Below are 7,037 nucleotides of genomic sequence, written 5' to 3' on the forward strand. Positions count from 1 at the left end.
CTCTCACACAACCTCTCCCCACATAGAGTTTTTTTTGGTTGTGGGTGGGGGTGTTTTTTTTTTTTCCTACTCTGGTGTTTATCTGTGCGCCCGGCGGCGTTGCCGAACTGATCCACCCGCTGCCGAACAGATCCGGATTCAGACCGAGGGTCCGCGAGTCAGCGCGCGCCCGAGACCTCGGCGTCGTCGAGGTCGGCGCCGTAGCGCTCCTTCTCGATCTCCTTGAGGCTCTTGCCGGCCGTGTCGGGCGTCCACACGACGCCGATGACCAGCGAGGCGACGAGGAACGCGACCATGATCCCGCCGACGAACGGCACGCCCTGCTCGGCGAGCATGGTCGGGAACAGGTAGCTCAGCAGGCCTACCGCGATGCGGGCGACGAAGAACAGCACGCCCTGCGCCGAGGCGCGGTACGCCGTCGCGAAGAGCTCGGCCGTCCACAGCGCGTAGAACGCCTGGGCGCCGATGCCGGCGGACACGCCCCACAGGACGGCGTACGCGATGAGCAGGGGCATCGAGACGTGCGGCACGAACGCGAGGATCATCCACGCCGCGACGGCCATGGCCGCGCCGACGCCGTACAGCAGCCGGCGGCTCACCCGGTCGCCGTACTTCATGAAGCCCCAGAAGGTGGCCGCCGAGGTGAGTCCCCAGACCAGCACCTGCAGCAGGTTCTGCGCGACGGCGCTCTCGACGCCGGCGGTCTGGTACACGCGGGGCATGAAGATGCCGGCCTGCCCGGCCACCGTGTTCCACAGGGCGTAGACGCCGACGAGGAACAGGAGCGCCTTGACGTTCTGCGGGTGCGAGATCAGCTCGCGGAACCCGCGGCGCTTGCGGCCGAGCGCGACCTGCTTGGCGTTGGACTCCTTCCAGACGTCCGACTCCGCCAGCCCGCGCCGCACCCACCAGGTGACGAACGCGATGACGAACAGGTGGGCGAAGATGATGCGGCTGCCCAGCAGGCCGAGCGGGACGAGCGCCGTCGCGAGCACGAAGCCGACGAACGGCCCGAGCGACCACGCGAGCTGGGCGGTGCCGACGTGCTTGGCGCGCTGGTCGTCGGGCGCCTCCTCCGCGATGTACGTCCACGCGACGGGCACGCCGGCGCCGACGGCGATGCCGGTGAGCACGATGCCCGCGAACAGCATCCACGGGGCCCCGGCGAACACGATGAACGCCGTGCCGAGCATGTAGAGCAGCAGGTCGTAGGTGTAGATGAACTTGCGCCCGTACCGGTCGCCGAGCGGACCGCCGACCATGGCGCCCACCGCCGCGCCGAACGCGTTGGCGCTCAGGGCCGCGGCGAGCCCGACGGCGAGGTTGCTCAGCCCGAAGTGCTCCTGCCAGAGCGTGAGGCTGGTGGCGAGCGCGATGATCGAACCCGCCTCGATGTAGTTGGACATCGCGACCGCGACCGTCGCCCGGTACCCGTGCAGGCGGGTGCCGCCGCCCGTCGTCGCGCTGTGTGGTGTCGTCATCGACCGTGCCTTCCCTGCGTACGTCGTCGTGCCGATCGTCTTTGAATCGTTTCAGGATCGGATCGACGATACGCCGGGCCCACGCGGGCGTCAAAGCCCGAGGTCGGGACGGCTCGAGCGGTCAGGCCGGGCGGACGGCCCGGTGCAGCGCCACGATGCCGCCGGTGAGGTTCCGGTACGACACGCGGTCCCAGCCGGCGTCGAGGAGCCGGCGGCCGAGGGAGGCCTGGTCGGGCCAGCTGCGGATGGACTCGGCGAGGTAGTCGTACGACCCGCGGTCTCGGGTCACCGCGCCCGCGACCACCGGCAGCGCGCGCATCAGGTACTCCAGGTACACGGTCCGGAACGGCCCCCACGTGGGCGTGGAGAACTCGCAGATCACCACGCGCCCGCCGGGGCGCACGACGCGCAGCATCTCGCGCAGGGCGGCGTCCGTGTCGACGACGTTGCGCAGGCCGAAGCTGATCGTCACCGCGTCGAACGCGCCGTCGGCGAACGGCAGCCGGGTCGCGTCGCCCGCGACGAACGACAGGTCCGGGCGGCGCTCCTTGCCCACCGCGAGCATGCCGAGGCTGAAGTCGGAGGGCACCACCAGCGCGCCGTCGGCGGCGAACGGCTCGCTCGACGTGCCGGTGCCCGCGGCGAGGTCGAGCACGCGCTCGCCGGGCACGGCCGCGACGGCGTCGACCACGGCGCGCCGCCAGCGCCGGTCCTGCCCGAGGGAGACGAGGTCGTTGACCAGGTCGTAGCGCTTGGCGATCCCGTCGAACATCGACGCGACCTCGGCGGGCTTCTTCTCCAGGCTGGCGCGGGACATGGACGTCATGGTCGCACGCACGGTCGCAGGCGCGGTTGCACCCGTTGACGCCCCGAGCGCCGCTCGCCTACCGTCACCGGCAGAGGACGGCGCGGTGCCGTCGCTCCCTGGATCGGCAGACAGGACCACTGAGCCGGCGCGACGCGGCGCCGCTCCGGTGCCGCCGCCATGGAGGCACCGATGAGCACCTGGATCAAGAACCCGCTGGCCGTCTTCACCGCCGACGACGCACCCGGGGCGCCCGACGCCCGCGGCGGCGTGGTCGTCACGGAGGGCGTGATCACCGAGCTGGTCGCGGCGGGAGCGAGCCCGTCGACCCCGGTCGAGGAGACGTTCGACGCGTCCGAGCACGTGGTCACGCCCGGCCTGATCAACACGCACCACCACTTCTACCAGACCCTCACGCGCGCCTGGGGGCCGGTGGCCGACGCCGAGCTGTTCCCCTGGCTCACCACGCTCTACCCGGTCTGGGCACGCCTGACGCCGCGCGCCCACGAGCTCGCGACGAAGGTGGCGCTGACCGAGCTGCTGCTGTCCGGCTGCACGACGGCGGCCGACCACCACTACGTGTTCCCGGCCGGGCTGGACGACGCGATCGACATCCAGGTCGCGGCGGCCCGGGAGCTCGGGATGCGCGCCACGCTGACGCGGGGATCCATGACGCTCGGCACGGACGACGGCGGCCTGCCGCCGCAGTCCGTGGTGCAGGACCCCGACACGATCCTGGCCGACTCCGAACGGCTGATCTCCACCTACCACGAGCGGGGCGCGGGGGCCCGGGTCCAGATCGCGCTGGCGCCGTGCTCGCCGTTCTCCGTCACGACCCAGAACATGCGCGACACGGCCGAGCTGGCCGAGCGGCACGACGTGCGCCTGCACACCCACCTGGCCGAGACCATCGACGAGGAGGACTTCCTGCGCGAAAGGTTCGGCATGCGCACGGTGGACTACCTCGAGTCGGTCGGCTGGCTCAGCGACCGCGCCTGGCTGGGCCACGGCATCCACTTCGACGACGCCGAGATCGCGCGCCTCGGCGCGGCGGGCACGGGGGTGGCGCACTGCCCGACGTCGAACATGCGGCTGGCGTCCGGCATCGCCCGCGTGCTGGAGCTGGAGGACGCCGGTGCGCCGGTGGGCCTCGGCGTGGACGGCTCGGCGTCGAACGACGCGTCGACGATGATGCCCGAGGCCCGGCAGGCGCTGTACCTGCAGCGCCTCAAGTACGGCGCCTCGGTGCCGGTGACCCGCGCCCTGGGCTGGGCGACGCGCGGCTCGGCCCGCGTGCTGGGCCGCGACGACCTCGGCGTGCTGGCCGTCGGCAAGCAGGCGGACCTGGCCCTGTGGCGGCTCGACGAGCCCCGGTTCTCGGGCTCGCACGACCCCGTCGCCGCCCTGCTGCTGTGCGGCGCGGACCGCGCCGACCGGGTGATGGTCGGCGGCGAGTGGCGCGTCACAGGCGGCGCCGTGGTCGGCCTCGACCTGCCCGCGCTCCTGGCCGAGCACCGCGACGCGGCACGTCGGCTCGTCGCCGGCTGAGGCCCTCGACGACGCAGATCCACCCCACGGAAGGGGTTGACACAGATCACACTTGCCGGTCGAATAGTGGAAGGCTTCTTCCGTAGACCGGAAGATCAGACCATCGATAGCGAACGAGGAGGTCCGCTATGTCACGGTCCGCAACCACCCGGGCGTCGTCCGGTCCCACCCGCCCCGAGGACGAGCGCCTGCCGATCGGCGCGACGTTCGGGTACGGCTTCCAGCACGTCCTGACGATGTACGGCGGCATCATCGCCCCGCCGCTCATCGTGGGTGGCGCCGCCGGCCTCACCTCGGCGGAGATCGGCACGCTCATCGCCGCCTCGCTCTTCATGGGCGGCCTCGCGACGATCCTGCAGACGGTCGGGATCAGGTTCTTCGGCTCGCAGCTCCCGCTGGTGCAGGGCGTGTCGTTCGCCGGCGTCTCGACCATGGTCGCGATCGTCGGGGGCGGCGGCGGGATCCCGGCCATCCTGGGCGCGGTGCTCGTCGCCTCGGCGATCGGGTTCCTCATCACGCCGTTCTTCGCCCAGATCATCCGGTTCTTCCCGCCCGTGGTCACCGGCGTGGTCATCACGACGATCGGCCTGACCCTCATGCCGGTGGCGGCGAACTGGGCGATGGGCGGCAACGCCGAGGCGCCCGACTACGGCTCCACGAGCAACATCGGGCTGGCATTCCTCACCTTCGCGATCGTCATCCTGCTGTCCAAGGTGGGCTCCGGCGTCGTCTCGCGCCTGTCGATCCTCATCGCGATCGTCGCCGGCACGCTGATCGCCCTCGCACTCGGCATGGCGGACTTCTCGGGCGTCGGCGAGGGCCCGGTGGTCGCGTTCCCGATGCCGTTCAGCTTCGGCGCCCCGACGTTCGAGGTCGCCGCCATCGTCTCGATGCTCATCGTCATCCTGGTGACGCTCACGGAGACCACGGCGGACATCATCGCCGTCGGAGAGATCATCGGCACCAAGGTGGACCGCAAGCGGATCGCCAACGGCCTGCGCGCCGACATGGCGTCGTCCGTCGTGTCGCCGGTCTTCGGCTCGTTCACGCAGTCCGCGTTCGCCCAGAACGTCGGCCTGGTCGCGATCACCGGGGTGAAGTCGCGCTTCGTCGTCACCGCCGGCGGCGCGATCCTCGTGATCCTGGGCCTGCTGCCCGTGCTGGGCCGCGTGGTGGCCGCCGTCCCGACCCCCGTGCTCGGCGGCGCCGGCGTGGTGCTGTTCGGCTCGGTGGCGGCGTCGGGCATCCGCACCCTGGCCAAGGTCGACTACCAGAACTCGATGAACCTGGTCATCGTGGCGGCGTCGATCTCGTTCGGCATGATCCCGATCGCGAAGCCCGACTTCTACGACCAGTTCCCCACGTGGTTCGGCACCATCTTCCACTCGGGGATCAGCTCGGCCGCCCTCATGGCGATCCTGCTGAACATCCTGTTCAACCACATCAAGGCCGGGACGCCCGAGAACCCGTCGGTCTTCGTCAAGGGCACCGCGAGCAAGGCCGTCGACGACGAGCAGCTCGGGGACCTCGCCGACGACGGGGTGCTCAACCGCTCGAACCGGCCCCAGTCCCCGGCGGACGAACGCCGGGACGGCGCGGCGACGTCGTGACCTCGTGGCCTCACGCGACTCGTGAGGCACCTGTGAGAAGCGCACCGTGAGGGGGGCGTGGCGGACCGTCGGGCGTACCCTGGAGCCGATGTCCGCCACGCCCCTGCCGGCGCCGCGCCCCCATCCGGGCACGACCACCGGCACCAGCCCCGATCCCGCGACAGCGCCGGCCACCGAGCCCCTCGCGCTCCTGGTCCGCACCTCCCGGATCGACGACCTCCCCGGCGGCCTCACCGCCCTCGTCGACCTCCTGCCGGACACCCGCCCGCTGAGCTGGGTGCGGCGCGGCGACGGCATCGTCGGCTGGGGCGAGGCGCTCCGCTTCGACACCTTCGGGCCCGGCCGGTTCGCCGACGCCGAGGCCGCCTGGCAGGCCACCCTCCAGCGGGCCGTGGTGCGCGACGACGTGCGCCTGCCCGGCACGGGACCCGTCGCGTTCGGCACGTTCGCGTTCGACGACGCCGGCCAGCTCGACGACCAGGACGGCGACGACGCCGGCCACCCGCGGCCGGACGGGTCGCTCGTCGTGCCCCGCGTCGTCGTCGGGCGACGCGCCGGCGTCACCTGGATGACCACCATCACCCCCGGCGCGAGCCTCGACGCCGCGCCCGGCACCGCCGCGCTGCGCCGCGAGCCGCGCACGGAGGTCGTCGCTCCCGGTCGTGTCCGCTTCGCCGACGGGGCCGTGGCCGCCGCCGACTGGCCCGCCGTCGTGCGCGAGGGCGTGGCCCGCATCCAGTCGGGCGACCTCGAGAAGGTGGTGCTCGCGCGCGACGTCGTCGCCACCACCGAGAACCCCCTCGACCCGCGCTGGCTGCTGCGTCGCCTCTCCGACCGGTACTCCGCCTGCTGGACGTTCTCCGTCGCCGGCATGGTGGGCGCCACCCCCGAGCTCCTGGTGCGCAGCGAGAAGGGGCTCGTCACCTCCCGCGTCCTGGCCGGCACCATCCGCCGCGAGGCCGGGATGTCCGACGACGACGCGCTGCTGCACGCGGCCCAGCTCGCCCGGTCCTCGAAGGACCTCGAGGAGCACGAGTACGCCGTGCGCTCCGTGGCGGCCGCGCTCGAGCCGTTCTGCTCGTCGATGAACGTCCCCGACGCGCCGTTCGTGCTGCACCTGCCCAACGTCATGCACCTCGCGTCCGACGTCACCGGCGTCCTCGACCGCCTCCTCGACCGCGGCCGCGACGCGGCCGGGCGGGCACCGTCGTCGCTCACGCTGGCCGCCGCGCTGCACCCGTCGGCTGCCGTGTGCGGCACTCCGACGAACGTCGCCCGCGACCTCATCCGCGAGATCGAGGGCATGGACCGCTCGCGCTACGCCGGCCCCGTCGGGTGGGTCGGCGCCGACGGCGACGGCGAGTGGGGCATCGCGCTGCGGTCCGCCGAGCTCTCGGCCGCCGACCCTCGGCACGTCCGGCTGTTCGCCGGCTGCGGCATCGTCGCCGCCTCCGACCCGGAGGCCGAGCTCGCCGAGTCCGAGGCGAAGCTCGTGCCCATGCGCTGGGCGCTCGGCGCCAACTGAGAGACCCGCGAGATAGAGAACCCTCTTCGCCGAGATAGAGAGGCTCGGACGAGGCCGCAGCATGTGCG

The 7,037-nt window shown here is 72.2% G+C and carries 5 protein-coding genes; 3 read left to right on the top strand and 2 right to left on the bottom strand.

What is annotated here, in order from left to right; translation table 11 throughout:
• Positions 1 to 158: 158 nt before the first annotated feature.
• Complete coding sequence (locus ACFUVW_RS18335) at positions 159 to 1,481, bottom strand: MFS transporter (protein WP_430572741.1); 1,323 nt, start codon at positions 1,479 to 1,481, stop codon at positions 159 to 161.
• A gap of 121 nt (positions 1,482 to 1,602) precedes the next feature.
• Positions 1,603 to 2,298, bottom strand: a complete 696-nt coding sequence (locus ACFUVW_RS18340) for a demethylmenaquinone methyltransferase (protein WP_430572742.1) — start codon at positions 2,296 to 2,298, stop codon at positions 1,603 to 1,605.
• 180 nt (positions 2,299 to 2,478) lie between these two features.
• On the opposite strand from ACFUVW_RS18340, the gene ACFUVW_RS18345 reads away from it, so the two are divergent.
• The 3 genes from ACFUVW_RS18345 (at position 2,479) to ACFUVW_RS18355 (ending at position 6,969) form a co-directional block, all read left to right on the top strand.
• Positions 2,479 to 3,834, top strand: coding sequence for an 8-oxoguanine deaminase (locus tag ACFUVW_RS18345; RefSeq protein WP_430572743.1), 1,356 nt, complete (start codon positions 2,479 to 2,481; stop codon positions 3,832 to 3,834).
• A gap of 128 nt (positions 3,835 to 3,962) precedes the next feature.
• On the top strand, positions 3,963 to 5,444 hold the full coding sequence (locus ACFUVW_RS18350; RefSeq protein WP_430572744.1) for a nucleobase:cation symporter-2 family protein: 1,482 nt from the start codon (positions 3,963 to 3,965) through the stop codon (positions 5,442 to 5,444).
• A gap of 88 nt (positions 5,445 to 5,532) precedes the next feature.
• A complete protein-coding gene (locus ACFUVW_RS18355) occupies positions 5,533 to 6,969 on the top strand; it encodes an isochorismate synthase MenF (RefSeq protein ID WP_430572745.1) in 1,437 nt (478 codons plus the stop codon).
• Positions 6,970 to 7,037 lie beyond the last annotated feature (68 nt).

Source organism: Isoptericola sp. NPDC057391 (assembly GCF_042668085.1).
In the GTDB taxonomy this organism is placed as follows: Bacteria; Actinomycetota; Actinomycetes; order Actinomycetales; family Cellulomonadaceae; genus Isoptericola.